General features: G+C 62.9%; 11 protein-coding genes and 1 pseudogene. 8 read left to right on the top strand and 4 right to left on the bottom strand.

Annotated features, from left to right (window positions below):
- Positions 1–48 precede the first annotated feature (48 nt).
- On the top strand, positions 49–1,065 hold the full coding sequence (locus BMY73_RS10415; RefSeq protein WP_092406918.1) for a helix-turn-helix domain-containing protein: 1,017 nt from the start codon (positions 49–51) through the stop codon (positions 1,063–1,065).
- Here the strand turns inward: BMY73_RS10415 and BMY73_RS28845 are convergent.
- The 3 genes and pseudogenes from BMY73_RS28845 to BMY73_RS10405 all read right to left on the bottom strand — a co-directional run bounded on the left by BMY73_RS28845 (position 1,013) and on the right by BMY73_RS10405 (position 4,773).
- A complete protein-coding gene (locus BMY73_RS28845) occupies positions 1,013–1,768 on the bottom strand; it encodes a methyl-accepting chemotaxis protein (protein ID WP_370588126.1) in 756 nt (251 codons plus the stop codon). The genes BMY73_RS10415 and BMY73_RS28845 overlap by 53 nt on opposite strands.
- Positions 1,769–1,870: 102 nt before the next feature.
- Positions 1,871–2,878: pseudogene (locus BMY73_RS28840) on the bottom strand (HAMP domain-containing protein); the annotation flags it as partial.
- Positions 2,879–3,279: 401 nt separating this feature from the next.
- Positions 3,280–4,773, bottom strand: a complete 1,494-nt coding sequence (locus tag BMY73_RS10405) for an MFS transporter (protein ID WP_092406914.1) — start codon at positions 4,771–4,773, stop codon at positions 3,280–3,282.
- 301 nt (positions 4,774–5,074) lie between these two features.
- Here BMY73_RS10405 and BMY73_RS10400 point away from each other — a divergent pair, with 301 nt between their 5' ends.
- The 3 genes from BMY73_RS10400 to BMY73_RS10390 all read left to right on the top strand — a co-directional run bounded on the left by BMY73_RS10400 (position 5,075) and on the right by BMY73_RS10390 (position 9,405).
- Positions 5,075–6,523, top strand: coding sequence for an APC family permease (locus tag BMY73_RS10400; RefSeq protein ID WP_092406912.1), 1,449 nt, complete (start codon positions 5,075–5,077; stop codon positions 6,521–6,523).
- Between the two features lie 84 nt (positions 6,524–6,607).
- Positions 6,608–8,029 carry an aldehyde dehydrogenase family protein gene (locus tag BMY73_RS10395; protein WP_092406910.1) on the top strand — a complete coding sequence of 474 codons (1,422 nt, stop codon included), beginning with the start codon at positions 6,608–6,610 and terminating at the stop codon, positions 8,027–8,029.
- Positions 8,030–8,082: 53 nt separating this feature from the next.
- Positions 8,083–9,405 (top strand): alginate export family protein, encoded by a 1,323-nt coding sequence (locus BMY73_RS10390; RefSeq protein WP_175500167.1) that lies wholly within the window; start codon positions 8,083–8,085, stop codon positions 9,403–9,405.
- A 29-nt stretch (positions 9,406–9,434) separates the two neighbouring features.
- On the opposite strand, the gene BMY73_RS10385 is transcribed toward BMY73_RS10390, so the two are convergent.
- Positions 9,435–10,193, bottom strand: coding sequence for an IclR family transcriptional regulator (locus BMY73_RS10385; RefSeq protein WP_062380565.1), 759 nt, complete (start codon positions 10,191–10,193; stop codon positions 9,435–9,437).
- 854 nt (positions 10,194–11,047) lie between these two features.
- Here BMY73_RS10385 and BMY73_RS10380 point away from each other — a divergent pair.
- From BMY73_RS10380 to BMY73_RS10365, 4 genes are read left to right on the top strand one after another with little or no spacing between them, the layout of a single operon-like run.
- Positions 11,048–12,589, top strand: a complete 1,542-nt coding sequence (locus tag BMY73_RS10380) for an acetolactate synthase large subunit (protein WP_092406908.1) — start codon at positions 11,048–11,050, stop codon at positions 12,587–12,589.
- Positions 12,590–12,600: 11 nt separating this feature from the next.
- Positions 12,601–14,091 carry an aldehyde dehydrogenase family protein gene (locus BMY73_RS10375; protein WP_092406906.1) on the top strand — a complete coding sequence of 497 codons (1,491 nt, stop codon included), beginning with the start codon at positions 12,601–12,603 and terminating at the stop codon, positions 14,089–14,091.
- Positions 14,092–14,118: 27 nt separating this feature from the next.
- Positions 14,119–14,913, top strand: a complete 795-nt coding sequence (locus BMY73_RS10370; RefSeq protein WP_092406904.1) for an SDR family NAD(P)-dependent oxidoreductase — start codon at positions 14,119–14,121, stop codon at positions 14,911–14,913.
- Positions 14,914–14,925: 12 nt separating this feature from the next.
- On the top strand, positions 14,926–15,966 hold the full coding sequence (locus BMY73_RS10365) for a VPS10 domain-containing protein (RefSeq protein ID WP_092406902.1): 1,041 nt from the start codon (positions 14,926–14,928) through the stop codon (positions 15,964–15,966).
- Position 15,967: the final 1 nt, after the last annotated feature.

Here is a 15,967-nt window from a genome sequence, read left to right as displayed (position 1 = left end):
TAATAAAGCGGCCTTAAAATAAAAAAATACCGGAGGATATCGCTCATTATGAGAAATAACAGTGTCGGTCATTTTAAGGATGTACACGTTCATGCGGCCAACGTGCAGCAGTGGAACCAGGACTACAGCCAGTTAACCGCCGGCTCGACCGAGAGTTCGCTGGTGCAGCTGCTCACCGGCGGTTGCCATGTTTTCCTTGAGCAGATCAACCAGCGTGTCGTGCAGCACGGCGTCGCGCCGCGCGGCAAGATGTGCTTCGCGGTGCCAATCAATGTGCCCGGTTCAATGCGGATGCAGGGGCGGGAGGTGGACGACAGCAGCCTGTTCTTCCTGCACGGTGGCGAGGAGTTCATGTTTCATATGCCGATGGGCATGCAACTGCTGTCCATCACGTTCGAGCGAGAATTGTTCGAGCAGGCGCTGGCGCAAACGGCCTCGGCGAAGGATGTCAGCCTGCTGCTGCGTCAGCCGGTGATCAGGGTTTCCAGCCAGCGTTTCGCCGATGCCCGTCGGCGCTTGCTCGCGGTGTTCGCCCATGCGATGGCCAGCGATACTCACGACAGCGTGCAGGCTCGGCAGCACGACGAGGCGCTGGAGCAGGCCATGCTCGGTGAGTTGGTGCAGCTCATGACCGATCCGGCCTGCGACAAGCAGCAGCGCACCAGCAGTTCCACGCGCAGTTTTATCGTCGAGAAATGCCACCGCATGGCGACCACCGGGCAGTTCGACGTGCCCAGTGTGTTCGAACTGTGCGAACGCCTCCAGGTCAGCCGGCGCACCGTGCAGAACAGCTTTCGCGCCGTGGCCGAGACCACGCCGCTGAACTACCTGCGCTGTGTCCGGCTCAATGGCGTACGCCGCACCTTGATGTCCACCCAGGCCGCGCATCTCTCGATTGGCGATGCCGCGGCCCAGTGGGGCTTCTTCCATCTCAGCCATTTCGCGGCGGAGTACCAGGCGCTGTTCGCCGAATTACCCTCCCAGACATCACGCGCCGCCCTGCCGCCGCAGGTCATACGCGGAACTGGTCCATCAGCTTCATCTGTTGATTGGCCCGTGCGTTGAGCTGACTGCTGATCTGCGCCGACTCGGCGGCCTGTTCAGTCAGGGTTTCGGTCACACCCCGGATGGTCGAGACGTTGCGATTGACCTCTTCGGCCACCGCACTTTGCTCCTCCGCCGCACTTGCAATCTGCAGGTTCATGTCGCTGATCACCGTTACCGCGTCACTGATCTTGCCAAGGGCCTGCACGGCCTGATGGATCTGCCCGGCGTTGTCCTGGGCGAGCGTCTGGCTGGAATGCATGGTCGCCACCACGCCCCGCGTGCCGGTCTGGATGCGTTCGATGACGATGCGGATTTCCTCGACGGAGTCCTGGGTGCGCTTGGCCAGATTGCGTACCTCATCAGCCACCACCGCAAAACCTCGGCCGCTTTCCCCGGCGCGCGCCGCTTCGATCGCGGCGTTGAGTGCCAGCAGGTTGGTTTGCTCGGCAATGCTGCGGATCACTTCCAGCACCGAACCGATCTGCTCGCTGTTGACCGCCAGGGCTTCGACTTCCGTCACGGCCTTGCTGACCTCGCGGGCCAGCGCATGGATGTCCTGGGTGCTACGCTCGATGAGGGTGATGCCCTCCCTGGACGCCTGGTCGGCACCGCGCGCTGCCTGCGCGGCACTCGAGGCGCTGTGGGCGACTTCATGGGCGGTGGCGCTCATTTCGTTGGACGCGGTCGCCAGTTGATCGATCTCGCGGAACTGCACCTGCATCCCTTCACTGGTCAGCCGCGCAATTTCCGAAGACTGGTCGGCGGTGCCACGCGCATCGGTAATGCTTTGCTTGATCTGCGCCACGGTCGGCTGCAGTTTGTCGAGGAAACGGTTGAACCCGTTCACCAGTTCGCCCAGTTCATCTTTCTTGCGGTAGTCCAGGCGTTGGGTCAGGTCACCGTCGCCGCTGGCAATCGCCTTGAGCATCTGCGCGACACTGTTGATCGGGCGCGTCACGCCGGAGGCTGTGAACCACATGAGCAGCAGGCCCAGCAGCCCGGCACCGATGGCCACCAGTAATGACTTGAGCGTGTCGCGGGTCTGGGTCTGATCCAGCAAGGTCTGAAGCGCGACCGAGTCGGCCAGTAATACGTGCTTGGGCAAATCAATGACGACCCCCCAGGCCGGCGCGTCGGGGATTGGCGCGACGGGGTAGACCGCGCGGATCAAATCATTCCGGGCCAGCACGAGCGGTTTGTTTTGTGTCAACGCTGCGAGTATCGCCTTGCCGTCCTCGCCCAATGCGGCGCTGAGCGGTTTGGCGATTTGGCCGGCATCCTTGCTGGAGGCCGCCAGTACGCCGCTGTCGGACACGATCAGCATGCTTCCCGAGCCATTGAACAGCGCGCGCTGGGCATCGCTTGCGGCCGCTTGCAGGGCGCCGAGTGCGAGGTCCACGCCCAGGGCGCCGATCACCTTGCCATCGACAATCAACGGTATCGACAGCGTGGTCATCAGTTGTACCTGCCCGGCCTGGGTGTCGGCGTAGGGCGCCATCAGGCAGGTGCGCCGGGTGTCTCGCGGGCAGGTGTACCAACTGTTGTAGGGGGTGCCGCTGATGCTGAGCTCGGTCTTCTGCAAATCGCTTTCGGGAATCAGGATGTTCACCGACTCGCCGGCACCCCGGTTCCACGCACTGGCAAAGCGGCCGGTTTCGTTGGAGGCGCGCGCGGCGTCGTTGGCGAATACGCTGTCTTGACCGGCCAGCGCATTCGGCTCGAAAACCAGCCACAGCCCGAGTATCTGCGGATTGCGCTCGAAGGTCGTCTTGAGACTCTGGTTCAGTTCCTCACGCAACGTCGCGGCCGGCCACCCGCGCTGGGCGGCCATGTTACGCAAATGGTTCGCCTGGTCGGACAGCGCGTTAATGAGCAGCAGGCTGTTGCCGAAGATCCGCTGCAGGTTGTCCGTCTGCTCGGCGGCCTTGGCCAGCAGCAGGGCCTGGCCACTCTCGGTCAGCATCTTGTTGCTGGAGGAACTGATCAGCCGGTTGTTCTGGTTGCCCTGATAGAGGTTCAGGCTGACGATCAGGCCGATCACGCCCAGAAGGCACAAGCCGGACAGCAGGATGATTTTCAAGCGGATGGAGAGGGCGTCGAGCATCGGAGTATCTCGCAGGTGAACAGCGTGCTGGTTGAGCATCAGTTGGCCAGGGCCACTGACTTCTTATTGGGTACTTGATATATCGGCCGGTCTCGGAGGTTAGCGAGGCCGGTTCGGTAATTCTGTCGTTATCGCGTCAGGACGGGCGTCTGCCGGCTGAACTTGACCAGCACCGCCGCGCCCAACAACAGGGCTGTCAGCACGGCGAGCACCGCCACGAAGCCGGCATCGAACGCCGCACGGGCCAGCCCCGTCAGCAGCGCCGCGTCATCGGTCGATAACGTTGCCGAGACCAGCATCGCGTCGTCCAGGCTCTCGAACGTCAAGGGGGGCACGCCCAGTCGCGGCGGGATCGTCAGGCTGGCGCATCTGGCATAAATCGCCGACAACAGGCTGCCTGCCAGCGTCACTCCGGCGGCACCGCCCAGCTCGAAGGAGACCTCCTCGATGGAGGCGGCCATACCTGCCTTATCGGTGGGAACGCTGAGCATGATGGTGCTGGACGCTGCCGTCAGCGCCGCGCCCATGGCCATGCCCAGTAGCGCGAGGCTGGCAACCTGCAGCGGCACCGCCGCGTTGCACAGCAACACGTACGCCAGCATGCCGGCGGCCGACAGCAGCAGTGTCCAGAACAACATGCGTCGATTGCCCAGGCGTGACAGGTAGTAGCCGGCCAGTGGCCCGGCAACGAAGGAACCCAGTGGCAGCGGCAGGATAAACAGGGCCGCCTGAAGGGGGGACATCCCCAGCACCAATTGCAGGCGCTGGCTGAACACCAGCTCCATGCCAATAAATGCGGCGGCTGAGGCAAGCGCTGCAATCACGGCATTTCTGAACAGCGGCGTGCCGAACAGCGATAGCTCCAGCATCGGCTGCGCGACGCGGCGCTGACGTCGAATGAACAGCGTCATGAACAACGCCCCCAGGAGCAGCGCCACCAGCATGGCAGCGAAGGAGGGCGACCGTTTGCCGAGTTCCTTGACGGCATAGGCCAGGCTGATCAACCCGATCATGACCTGCAGCGACCCCAGCCAGTCCCAGTGCCGCTGGGCATTGCCCGGATGGTCGTGGATCAGCATTGCCCCGAGCAGCAGCGCCGCCAGCACAATCGGAACGTTGATCAGAAACACCGAGCCCCACCAGAAATGCTCCAGCAGCCAGCCGCCCACGACCGGGCCGAGCGCCGCACCGCCGGAGGCCACCGACGCCCAGATACCCAATGCCATGCCTTGTTCGCGCTCGTCGCTGAACGTCAGCCGGATCAGGGCCAGGGTGGCGGGCATCATCATTGCCGCACCGACCGCCAGGCCACCACGGGCGCCGATCAATACATTGGCCGAGGGCGAGAATGCAGCGATGAGCGAGAACAGGCCGAACACGCTCAGCCCGCCGAGGAACAGCCGTTTATGCCCCAGGCGATCACCGAGCGTGCCCATGCCCAGCAGCAGGCCGGCGGCGGTCAGCGCGTAGATATTGATAACCCAGAGCTTTTGCGAGGCCGTGGCGCCAAGCTCGCGGGTCAGGGTGGGCAAGGCGGTGTACAGCACGGTCATATCAATGACGATGAGCAGCAATGCGCTGGAAATAATGGCCAGGATCAGCCAGCGGCGCTTGGAGGGCATAGGGTCGGCTCGATAATTGGATGGCCTGCCCCGGCACTTTGAAGGCAGGCACAGGACGGGGAACCTAGCATGCACGAGCGCGCACCCGCGCCGTTATCCCAAATCGGCGGGGGAATAAGTCGGCTCTGACCTGTTTTGGGGCGCTGGCCGCGATGTTACCGATTTGGGATAGCGAGGGTTACATGGGCGGGCATAGGATCGAATCCAGCGTGCAACCTCAAGAATAAAAGCGCTACCCGGCTCCGATAGCGGCTGGATCGGGCCCCCCACAGCGACTGCCTCATAGAATAAGGTCAATAACATGAGCGTAACTCTCCCGGTCAACAGCTCTACGGAGCTCAAGCGTGGCGCCCTGGGTGTCGGCTTCATCATCTTCTTCGTGATTTCGGCGGCAAGCCCGCTCAGTGTGATTGCCGGTGGTTTCCCGATCGGCATCATGCTGGGCAACGGTGCCGGCACCCCAGCGTTATTGCTGCTGGCCTTGCTGGTGCTGTTGGCGTTCTCGGTGGGTTACACCACCATGTCCCGCCACGTCACCAACGCCGGCGGTTTCTACGCCTTCACCTCCCGTGGCCTGGGCGGCCTGGCCGGCGGCTCGGCGGGCGTGCTGGCGATGTTCGCCTACAACATCTTGCAGATCGCCCTGTATGGCATGTTCGGTGGTGTGGTCGCCGGTACCATGGAGAGCGTGGCGGGTGTGATATGGCCCTGGTGGTCCTATTCGCTGCTGGCCATGGCCAGTATCGCGTTTTTCGGCTATCGCAAGATCGACCTCTCGGCGCGGGTCCTGTCGTTGGTGGTGATCGCTGAATACCTGGCGATCCTGATCCTCGACTTTGCCATTCTGAAAACCGGGGGTGACAGCGGCGTCAACCTTGACTCGTTCTCCCGCCAGCATGTGTTCAGCGGCACCCCGTCCATTGGCCTGCTGTTCTGCTTCGCCGCCTTCATCGGCTTCGAGGCCACCACCATCTACGGTGAAGAAGCGAAAGACCCGAAGCGCTCCATCCCGATCGCGACCTACAGTTCGGTGCTGTTGATCGGTGGGTTCTATGCGCTGTCGGTGTGGTCGATGATCGTGGGGGTGGGCGCGGACAAGATCGTGCCGATGCTGCAAGCCATGCAAGACCCCACCACCTTTATCTACGGCATGTCCGATCACTTCGTCAGCCCATACCTGACCCAGGTCATCCGCGTGCTGTTCATGGTCAGCATCTACGCCGGACTGTTGGCATTCCATAACGCGGCAGCGCGCTACTTCTACGCCATCGGCCGTGACGGCTTGCTGCACAGCGTGCTCGGCACCACCCACCGCGTACACCAGAGCCCGCACATGGGGTCTGCCTTGCAGAGCCTGATCGCGGCCGTGGTGGTATTGATCTTCGCCGCGATGGATGCCGACCCGATCCTGCAACTGTTCGCCTGGTTCTCTAACCTGGCAACCCTGTGCGTGATCCTGCTGATGGCGATGACCTCAATCGCGATCTGCGTGTATTTCCATCGGCATCCCGAGCTCAAGGTCGGCCTGCTGCGTGGGCGCATCCTGCCGGTGTTGTCGAGCCTCGCCTTGCTGAGCGTGCTGGTACTGGCGGTGGCACATTTCGATGTGCTTACGGGGGCCAGCAAGCTCTTGTCCTACAGCTTGTGCGCGGTGATTCCCGCAGCCCTGCTGGGCGGCCTGTATCTCGCCGCGCGCCTGCGCAAGGTGTCGCCACAGCGGTTCCTGGCCCTGGGCAGTCACAAGCTCTAAAGCCTGGTTCCACCAAACCTCTCTTCCGTGAATCGTTCGCTGCCGGTGTGCGGCAGGGCTTGTCTGCGTTAAAGGAAATTGCATATGCACCATTACACGATGTTCATCAACGGCGTTTCGGTTGCCGGTGAAAACGGCCAGTTCGACGTGATCAATCCGGCGACCGGCGCCGCATTCGCACACTGCCCGGCCGGCTCGCTGTCCCAACTGGACGAGGCGGTGGCCGCCGCTCAGGCCGCTTTCAAGACCTGGCGCCACAGTACCCATGGGCAGCGCTGTGAGCACCTCAATGCGATTGCCGATGCGATCGAAAAGGACGCAGATGCACTGGCCCGGCTGATCGTGCAGGAACAAGGCAAACCGCTTGAGCTGGCGTTTTCCGAGGTCATGGGCGCCGCCGCCTGGACCCGCTACGCCGCCGGGCAGGAGATCGCCGTGGAGCTGGTGGAAGAAACCCCGACCCAGCGCATCGAACTGCACCGCAAGCCCTTGGGTGTGGTGGCGTCCATCACGCCGTGGAACTGGCCGTTCATGATCGCCGTGTGGCACATCATGCCGGCACTGCGCGCTGGTAACTGTGTGATCAGCAAGCCTTCGAGCCTGACGCCGCTGAGCACGTTGCGCCTGGTCGAAATCATCGGGCGTCATGTGCCCCACGGTGTGATCAACTGCGTGACCGGCGAGCAGGGTTTCGGCAGCGCAATCACGTCGCACCCGGGGATCCAGAAGATTGTGTTCACCGGCTCCACCGCCACCGGCCAGAGCGTGATGCGCGGTGCCGCCAGCAACCTCAAGCGCCTGACCCTGGAACTGGGCGGCAACGACGCGGCGATTGTATTGCCCGGTACGGCGGTGGACGAGGTGGCCGAAGAGATTTTCCAGGCCGCCTTCCTCAACATGGGCCAGACCTGCGCTGCACTCAAGCGCCTGTACATTCACGAATCCCAGTACCAGGCGTTTGCCGAGGCCCTGACGCGGATTGCCGAGCGCCAGGTGGTCGGTGATGGCCTGGAGCCCGGCGTCAACTTCGGCCCGGTGCAGAACCTTGATCAACTGCAACTGGTGGATGACCTGATTGCCGACGCGCGGGCACAGGGTGCGCGGGTGCTGTGTGGCGGCGCACGCCTGGATCACCCCGGTTTCTTCTATCCGCCCACGCTGGTGGCGGATGTGACCGATGGCCAGCGTCTGGTCGACGAGGAGCAGTTCGGGCCGGTATTGCCGCTGATTGCTTATCAGGATGTCGAGGATGTGCTGCGCCGCGCCAATGCCGGCGACATGGGCCTGGGCGGCTCGGTCTGGGGGCCGGATGTGGAGCAGGCGCAGGCACTGGCCAGCCGTCTGGAGAGTGGCGTGGCCTGGGTCAACTGCCACGCGCGCATTCAGCCCAACACGCCGTTCGGCGGCAGCAAGATGTCTGGCTTCGGCGTCGAGTTCGGCCTGGAAGGATTACTGGAATTCACCGGCCAGCAGTTGTTGTTCGTCAACAAACGCGCAGCCGAATAATGCCTCAACCACTAAGACAGCCTCTCAAAGGCGCACCCCAAGGAGCTTCGATCATGCGCTATCCCTGCGCGTCATTTCTCAGCGGCACGTTGGCCTGTACGTTGACACTTTGCGCCGTCGGCCAGGCCCGGGCCTATGAGCTGTATAGCGATGAGAGCCGGCATCTCAATGCCGACATGACTGCCGTGTTCGGCATGTTCAACAGCCGCAAGAACTATGACGGGGAGCCGGGCGGTTCGACCTGGCGCGAAGGTTTCATCAAGTATGGCTTGAGCGGCGACCAGTCCTTGGCCGGCAATGGCACCGCCTATGGCGCCTTCGCGCTGGTCAGTTCCGCGACCTGGGGTGACGGCGACCCGGGCGGCAATACGCTGGGCAGCGAACGCACCACCAAGATCGAAGATGCTTACCTGGGTTGGCGCTCGGGCGATCTGTTTCCGACCCTGGGCAAGGACGGCGTGGACATTTCCGGCGGTCGCCAGGTGGTCAAGCTCGGCAGTGGCTTCCTGATCAACGATGACGGGCCGAACCTGGGCAAGGGCCCGGCCGATGGCACGATGAACCGCGGCGGTGCGTATTACCTGGCCGCGCGGCACGCCTTCGATCAAACCGCGTTCCTGCGCCTGGGCGGCAAGGATGGCCTGCACGGCAGCCTGCTGTGGCTCAAGTCCGATAACCGCGCCCAGGCTGAAACCGAAATGGCCGCCGGTACCCTGGATTACACCACCACACCCGGCACGCTGGGCTTGACCTGGGTGCATGGCATCGATGTGAACGATCGCTGGGCCAGTGATTTCCAGCGTCAGCGCCAGGGCATGAATGTCTACAGCGTGCGCGGTGAAGGCGACGCAGGCCTGCCGAATGTCAATCTGGCGTTCGAATACGCCTGGCAGGACAAGGACACCGGTCCCGAAAAAGCCTGGTACGGCGAAGCCGGCTACACCTTTGCCGATGTCGCCTGGGCGCCAAAGGTCAGCTATCGCTACACCCGCTACTCACAGAAGTGGGATCCGCTGTTCACTGGCTTGAGCGCAGGCTATGGCACGTGGCTGCAAGGCGAAGTCGCGGGCAACTATGCCGGGCCGTTCAACAGCAACACCAGCATCCAGCACGTGGCCCTCAAGGCCACGCCTCTGGAAAACCTGACCCTGGGGGCGCTGTACTTCGACTTCGACACGGTGCGCAAGAGCAATGCGCTGAACCTCAATGCTCGGGAGCTGGACGTATACGCCGAGTGGGCTGTCAGTCCGCACCTGATCGTCACGCCGCTGTTCGGCCTCTACAAGCCCAAGCAGGACGCCACCACCGGCGGCAACCAGGTCGCTGGCAACGGCACCAACGTTTACAGCCAGTTGACCGTCGCCGTGCCGTTTTAACCCATCACTGCAGCGGTCGCGCCTGAACTTCAGGATGCGGCGGCGCCTGCTGGATTGCGCAGGTTCTCGGCAATCCGGCGGGTGGTGTCCATGACCATTTCAATCACGGTTTCCTGTCGCAGCAGCTTGAAGCTCTGGGTGCTGCCGACAGCGGACAGGCTGCCGATCACCTCGTCGATATCCGGCTGAATGATGGGCGCGGCGATGCCGGTCAGGCCGAGGTTGAGTTCATCATGGGTCATGCAGTACCCGTCCTTGCGAATCTTCTTTGTGGCCTTGGCGAAGCTGGCCCAGTCGTAGGGGCTGTCCGGGTCGTTGGCCATATGCTCCTCGAACAGGCGCTGCAGGCGACGACCTTTCTGGAAGGCGATCAATACCTTGGACTGCGCGCCACGAAAAAAGGGCAGCGGATGCCCGCGCCCGAAGGAGAAGTGATACGTGTCGGTGGGTTCGGCGATGTAGGTGTTGATGATGCGCCCGTCGTAGAAAACGCTGGCGAACACGGCCAGGCCGGTCTGCGCCGACAGCTCGTGCATCAGCTCGCGCCCCGCCAGAAGGATGGGGTCGTACTGACGCATCATCCAGTCCAGCTCGATCACCCGCGGCCCCAGCCCGTAGTGGCCGGCATCCACGCGTGTCAGCAGGCCGGCGTCGCACAATTCCTTGACATAACGATACGCGGTGGCGCGCGACAGACCCATGCGCTCGGCGATGGTGTCCGGGTCGATCTTCAACGTCGCTGGACCGAACAGGTCCAGGACATTCAGCAATTTACTCAGGCTGCTCATTTCGTTCCTAGCGAAGGGATGGCACGCGGGTACGCACTATAGGCGAAAACAGCGCAGATCCAATGTGGGAGATTCTAGGGTTCTCGAACCCGTGGTGTCAGTCCGTTTCTTGAGGGGTGCAAAGCCGGAAAGCATGCGCCACATCCCGGATGACGCAGAGCGTCATTGAAACGCGGAGCGGGGGAACAATCAGGTTGCTCGCGATGGGAGTAAGTCAGTTCCATCAAGGGTGAATGGCACACCGCATTCGTCAGCAAGCTAACTCCCACAGGTTTTATGTTTATTCAACGATTGAGGCGTTGAATCTAAATAGCGCAAAGCGCGCTATGGCTTTTGTTCTTCATACCGCAGCAGGCCAGACACCACAAAGCGCGACTTGGGTGCAGGCCAAACGCAGACGACGCGCAGTGGGCCGAGCGGCATGGATGCCGCGAGAGCGCCGTCAGGACATGGATGTCCGTTCGGCGCGGGTCCACGGAGCGTCGTCGGAGTGCGGGTACCCGACGCAGGAGGGCCAAGCTAGGAGCCAGACACTTGGTTACTTGGTGTCTTTTCAAGTAACCCGCCGAAGGCGGAACAGTTTGGCCGTCAGGACAAACCACCCTCAGCGCACCCTAAATAGTGGAAATGCACACCCCACAAGCGGGCCTGCTCGCGAAAGCCAGCGAGGGACGTTACTGACAAACCTCAGTCGCAAGCAAGCCCGGCCGTCCTACGTCGACACGCTAAATCATTGGCAGGTAAAAGTCACATAAATCTCAAAATAAGAGATTTAATTCAGATAATTCTTGTTTGGTTATTTATTTTGTGTGATAAATCTCACCAAAGAAAACGCTCAAGCGAGAGGGCTGACAATGAATGGCGCGCAACTGATAGTGAATGCTGCAGCGGCAAGCGGTATCGAGTACTGCTTTGCCAACCCGGGCACCACCGAGATTCCGCTGGTGGCGGCCATGGCCAGCGCACCTGCCCTCAAGCCGGTGTTGTCGTTATTCGAAGGGGTATGTACCGGTGCGGCGGACGGCTACGGCCGCATCGCCGGCAAACCGGCGATGACCCTGACGCACCTGGGACCGGGGTTTGCCAATGGCATCGCCAACCTGCATAACGCGCGTCGGGCCAATACCCCCATCGTCAACGTCATCGGCGATCACGCCTCCTGGCATGTCAACTACGATCCGCCCCTGGCCAGCGACATCCAGGCCCTGGCCGGTGCCGTCTCCGGCTGGGTGCGCACCTCGCGCACGGCGTCGGGTATCGGTGAGGATTTGCAGGAAGCCGTTCGCGCGGCATGGCAGGCCAAAGGTCAGATCGCCAGTCTGATATTGCCCATGGACCTGCAAGCCCACGCCGTGACGCATGACGGTGTGTTCGCCCCGTTGCGCGCGCCGGTGCGCCGATTCGCCGGAGACCGGGTCGAAACCGTGGCGCAGGCCGTGCGTGACGGCAAGCGGCTGGTGTTTATCGTCGGCGATGAGGGGTTGTCGGTTGCGGGCCTGGAAGCGGCGGGGCGCCTGGCGCAACTGCCCGGCGTGCGCCTGTTTGCCGAGACCTTTCCGCGCCTGAGCTACCGTGGCGGTGGTCTGCCGGATCTGGATCGCTTGCCGTATTTCCCGGAAGTGGCGATTGAAATTCTTGAGCAGTACGACCTGGTCATTTGTGCAGGTGTGCCCGAGCCCATCAGTTACTTCGGTTACGAAGGCATCCCGTCGCGCCTCGCCGAACGTGAACGCCTGCTGACGCTGGCCGAAGTCGGTGACGATGTCGCCAGCGCGCTGACGGCGTTGGCCGATGCCCTGAACGCACCGGCTTATGTGCCGACCCCGGAGGGTATCGAACTGCCGCCCGGCCATGCCGAGCTGACGGCACAATCCGTCGGCCAGGTGCTGGCCGCGTCACTGCCCCACGACAGCATTGTCTCGGTTGAAGGCGGCACCTGTGGCTATCCCTTCTTCACCGCTTCGGCCCGCGCCGCGCGGCATCGGGTATTGACCAACACCGGCGGCGCGATTGGTCAGGGTATTCCGGTGGGATTCGGTGCCGCCTTGGCGGAGCGCGGCAACAGCGTGTTCTGCCTGCAATCGGACGGCAGTGCCCAGTACACCATCCAGACCCTGTGGAGCATCGCCCGCGAGCAGTTGCCGGTGGTGATCCTGATTGCCGCCAACCATCGCTACGCGATTTTGCAGAACGAGCTGCGCCGTTTCGGCATGACCGAAATGGACCCGCAAGCCCTGCGCCTGACCATGCTCGACAGCCCACGTATCGACTGGAAGGCCCTGGCCAAAGGCTACGGGGTCCCGGCCTGCACGGTACAGACCAACGCCGAACTGCAACGGGCACTGGCCAATGCCAAGGCCGACCGTGGTCCTTGCCTGATCGAAATGGCGCTGTGAGGGAGTCGACGATGCAACAGCTTGAATTGTTACCTGCCGTCCAGGCGTTCCTGGCGCAGCCCGGCCGCCTGTTCATCGGCGGTAGCTGGCAGGACGCCGCCAGCGGTCGCCGCTTTGTCGTGGAAAACCCGGCCACTGAACAGGCCCTGACCGAAGTCGCCCAAGGCGATGAACGCGATGTGAATGCCGCCGTTGCCGCCGCCCGCGCAGCCTTCACCGGCACTTGGGCCTTGCAGTCACCTGCGCAGCGCGGCCTGTTGCTGTTTCGCCTGGCCGATCTGTTGGACCAGCATCGCGAGGAGCTGGCGCAACTGATCACCCTGGAGAACGGCAAGCCGATCGCCAACGCCCGCGGAGAAGCGGCCAGCGCGGCGAACATCATTCGCTACTTCGCCGGCTGGCCCACCAAGATCGAAGGCAGCACGCTGCCTGTATCGCCGGCCAGCGGCGCGCCCATGCTCAACTACACCTTGCGCGAGCCGGTCGGTGTCTGCGCGCTGATCGTGCCGTGGAACTTCCCGCTGACCATGTGCGTGTGGAAGCTCGGCCCGGCGCTGGCCACCGGTTGCGTGGCGGTGCTCAAGCCCGCCGAACAGACGCCGCTGATCGCGATCCGTCTGGTGCAGTTGATCGAGGCTGCCGGCTTCCCCGCGGGCGTGGTCAACCTGATCACCGGCCTGGGCATCGACACTGGCGCGCCGCTGGCGCAGCACCCTGACGTGGACAAGATCGCCTTTACCGGCTCGACCCAGGTCGGGCGGCTGATCGCTCAGGCGTCCACCCGCAACATGAAAAAGGTCTCGCTGGAGTTGGGCGGCAAATCGCCGAACATCATCCTGCCCGACGCCGACATCGCGCGCGCCGCCAAGGGCGCCGCCGACGGGATTTTCTACAACCAGGGCCAAGTGTGTACGGCTGGCTCGCGCCTGTATGTGCATGCCAGCGTGCTTGACCAGGTGCTTGAAGAACTCCAGCGCCATGCCGCCGCCCATGTCCTTGGCAATGGCCTGGACCCCGCCACCAGCATGGGCCCGCTGGTGTCCGCGCGTCAGTTGAGCACCGTCCAGGGCTACCTGCAACGGGGCCTGGAAGAAGGCGCCGAACTGATCTGCGGCGGCGGCCGTCCCGAGCACCTGGAGCGTGGGCACTTCATCGAGCCGAGCGTGTTCCTCGACCGTGCCGAGCGCGCCTGCGTGGCCCGCGAAGAGATCTTCGGGCCGGTACTCACTGTCATGAGCTGGACCGAAATCGACGAACTGGTAGTGCGCGCCAACGATTCGCCGTATGGCCTCGCCGCCGGCCTGTGGACCCGCGACCTGCGCTCGGCGCACCGCGTGGCGGCGCAGCTAAAGGCCGGTTCGGTCTGGATCAACTGTTGGAACGTCGTCGATCCGTCTTCACCGTTCGGTGGCTACAAACAATCCGGCTGGGGCCGGGAAATGGGCAAGAACGTGATCGACGCCTACACAGAGACCAAAAGCGTGTTTGTCGATCTGGCCTGAACTGAATAATCACAAGAGGTAATAGCTATGGATCTGGAATTGAAAGGCCGCGTGGCCATCGTCACCGGCGGCGGCATGGGCATCGGCAAGGAAGTCGCACGTTTTCTCTCCGAGGAAGGCTGCAAGGTGGTGATCTGCGCGCGGCGCATGGCGTTCCTGCAAACGGCGGCCGAAGAGATCAGCGCGCAGACCGGCAATGAAGTGCTGCCGCTGTTCTGTGACACCAACGACATGAATGCCGTGTCGGAGATGGTCGAGGCTGCGCACAAGCATTTCGGCCGCATCGACATCCTGGTCAACGGTGCGGCGGCGCCATCGGGTGTGGTGCGCAATGACATCGAACACGCCGGCGATGATGAGCTGCTGTCGGACCTCAACACCAAGGTGATCGGCTACTTCCGTTGCGCCAAGGCCGTGACCCCGCACATGAAGGCGGGCGGCTTCGGTCGCATCATCAACATCGGCGGCCTCACCGGGCGCAGCAGCAAAGTGCTCTCGGGTATGCGCAACCTGGCGATTGCGCACATGACCAAGACCCTGTCCGACCAGCTTGGCCCGTCGGGTATCACGGTCAACCTGATTCACCCCGGCGTCGTCGACACCCCGCACATCCAGGAGCTGTACGACCGTGAAGCGGTCAAGCAAGGCAAGTCCGCGGAACAGGTCGAGCAGGCCTACATCGATGCGACGCCGATTCGCCGCACCCTCGCACCGATTGAGATGGGCTGGCTGATCGGTTTCCTGGCGTCGCCCAAAGCGGCGGCGGTGACGGGTGAGTCGATCGGCATCGACGGCGGTTTGACCCGTGGCATCTATATCTGAGGAGTGTCACAGATGAGTAACGGAACCCTTTTGGTCGCCACCGTCGGGCAAGCGGTGATCCGCAGTGCCGACGATGGCCGTACCTGGCATCGCCTGGGCCTGGGGCAGGACCTTGAGTTCGATGCCATCACCCGATCCCTGAGCCTGCACCCCGACACGCCCGAGCGGATCTACGCCGGTACCGATGTGGGCTTGTGTGTGAGCCACGACACCGGCGGGCGTTGGCAGCGCATCGATTCGCCTTTCAACGGGCAGACCGTGTGGAAAGTGGCGGTTGACCCGCAGGATGCACAGCGGATTTTCGTCGGCACCGGCGCGCCTTCGCGTGCCGTGTTGTGGCGCACCCTGGACGGCGGTCTGAATTGGGACCGCGCGCCGGTGGAGATCCCCGAGTTCTGCGACGGTGTCAGTCGTCCTCGCCTGCTGGCCTTCGCGTATGACCCCACCGACCGCAACCAGCTCTGGTTCGGCCTGGAGGAGGGCGGGTTGTTCCACTCCCGTGACGGCGGCGACAGTTGGACCCGCATCGACGACCGGCTGCTGTGGGACTACAACTCGGACATCCACAACATCCTGGTACTGCCCAATCACGGTGATAAAGTCATCGTGGTGGTCTGCGTCAATGCGGTCTACCGCAGCCTGGACGAAGGACTGACCTGGACCGGCATTATCGGTCGCGAAGCCTTCGGCCTGTACTACGTGCGCGCCATGAATGCGCCGCTGGGTACGCAAAACGAGCTGTACCTGAGCATTTCCGATGGTACGCCGGGCACCACCAGCAAGATCCTCGTCTCCCGTGATGCCGCGCTCAGCTGGAACGTGTTGCCGCTGCCACAGCAGCCTAATTCCTGTGTATGGGCGATTGCCTTCAACCCGGCCAACCCGCGCCAGATTGTGGCGGGCACCAAGTATGGGCACCTGTTTACGTCCGACAACGGCGGTGATGGCTGGCAGAAGCACTGGCGCGAATTCAGCGAGATCGCCGATGTGCTGTGGACGCCCGCCGTGGCGCAAATCAAGGCCGGGCATCAATCCATCGTCAAGAAAAACTGAG

Origin of the sequence: Pseudomonas sp. NFACC02 (genome assembly GCF_900110765.1) — a bacterium.
Taxonomy (GTDB): Bacteria; Pseudomonadota; Gammaproteobacteria; order Pseudomonadales; family Pseudomonadaceae; genus Aquipseudomonas.
The sequence above is the reverse complement of the archived record's forward strand: the minus strand, read 5'-3'. Positions and strand labels throughout refer to the sequence as shown.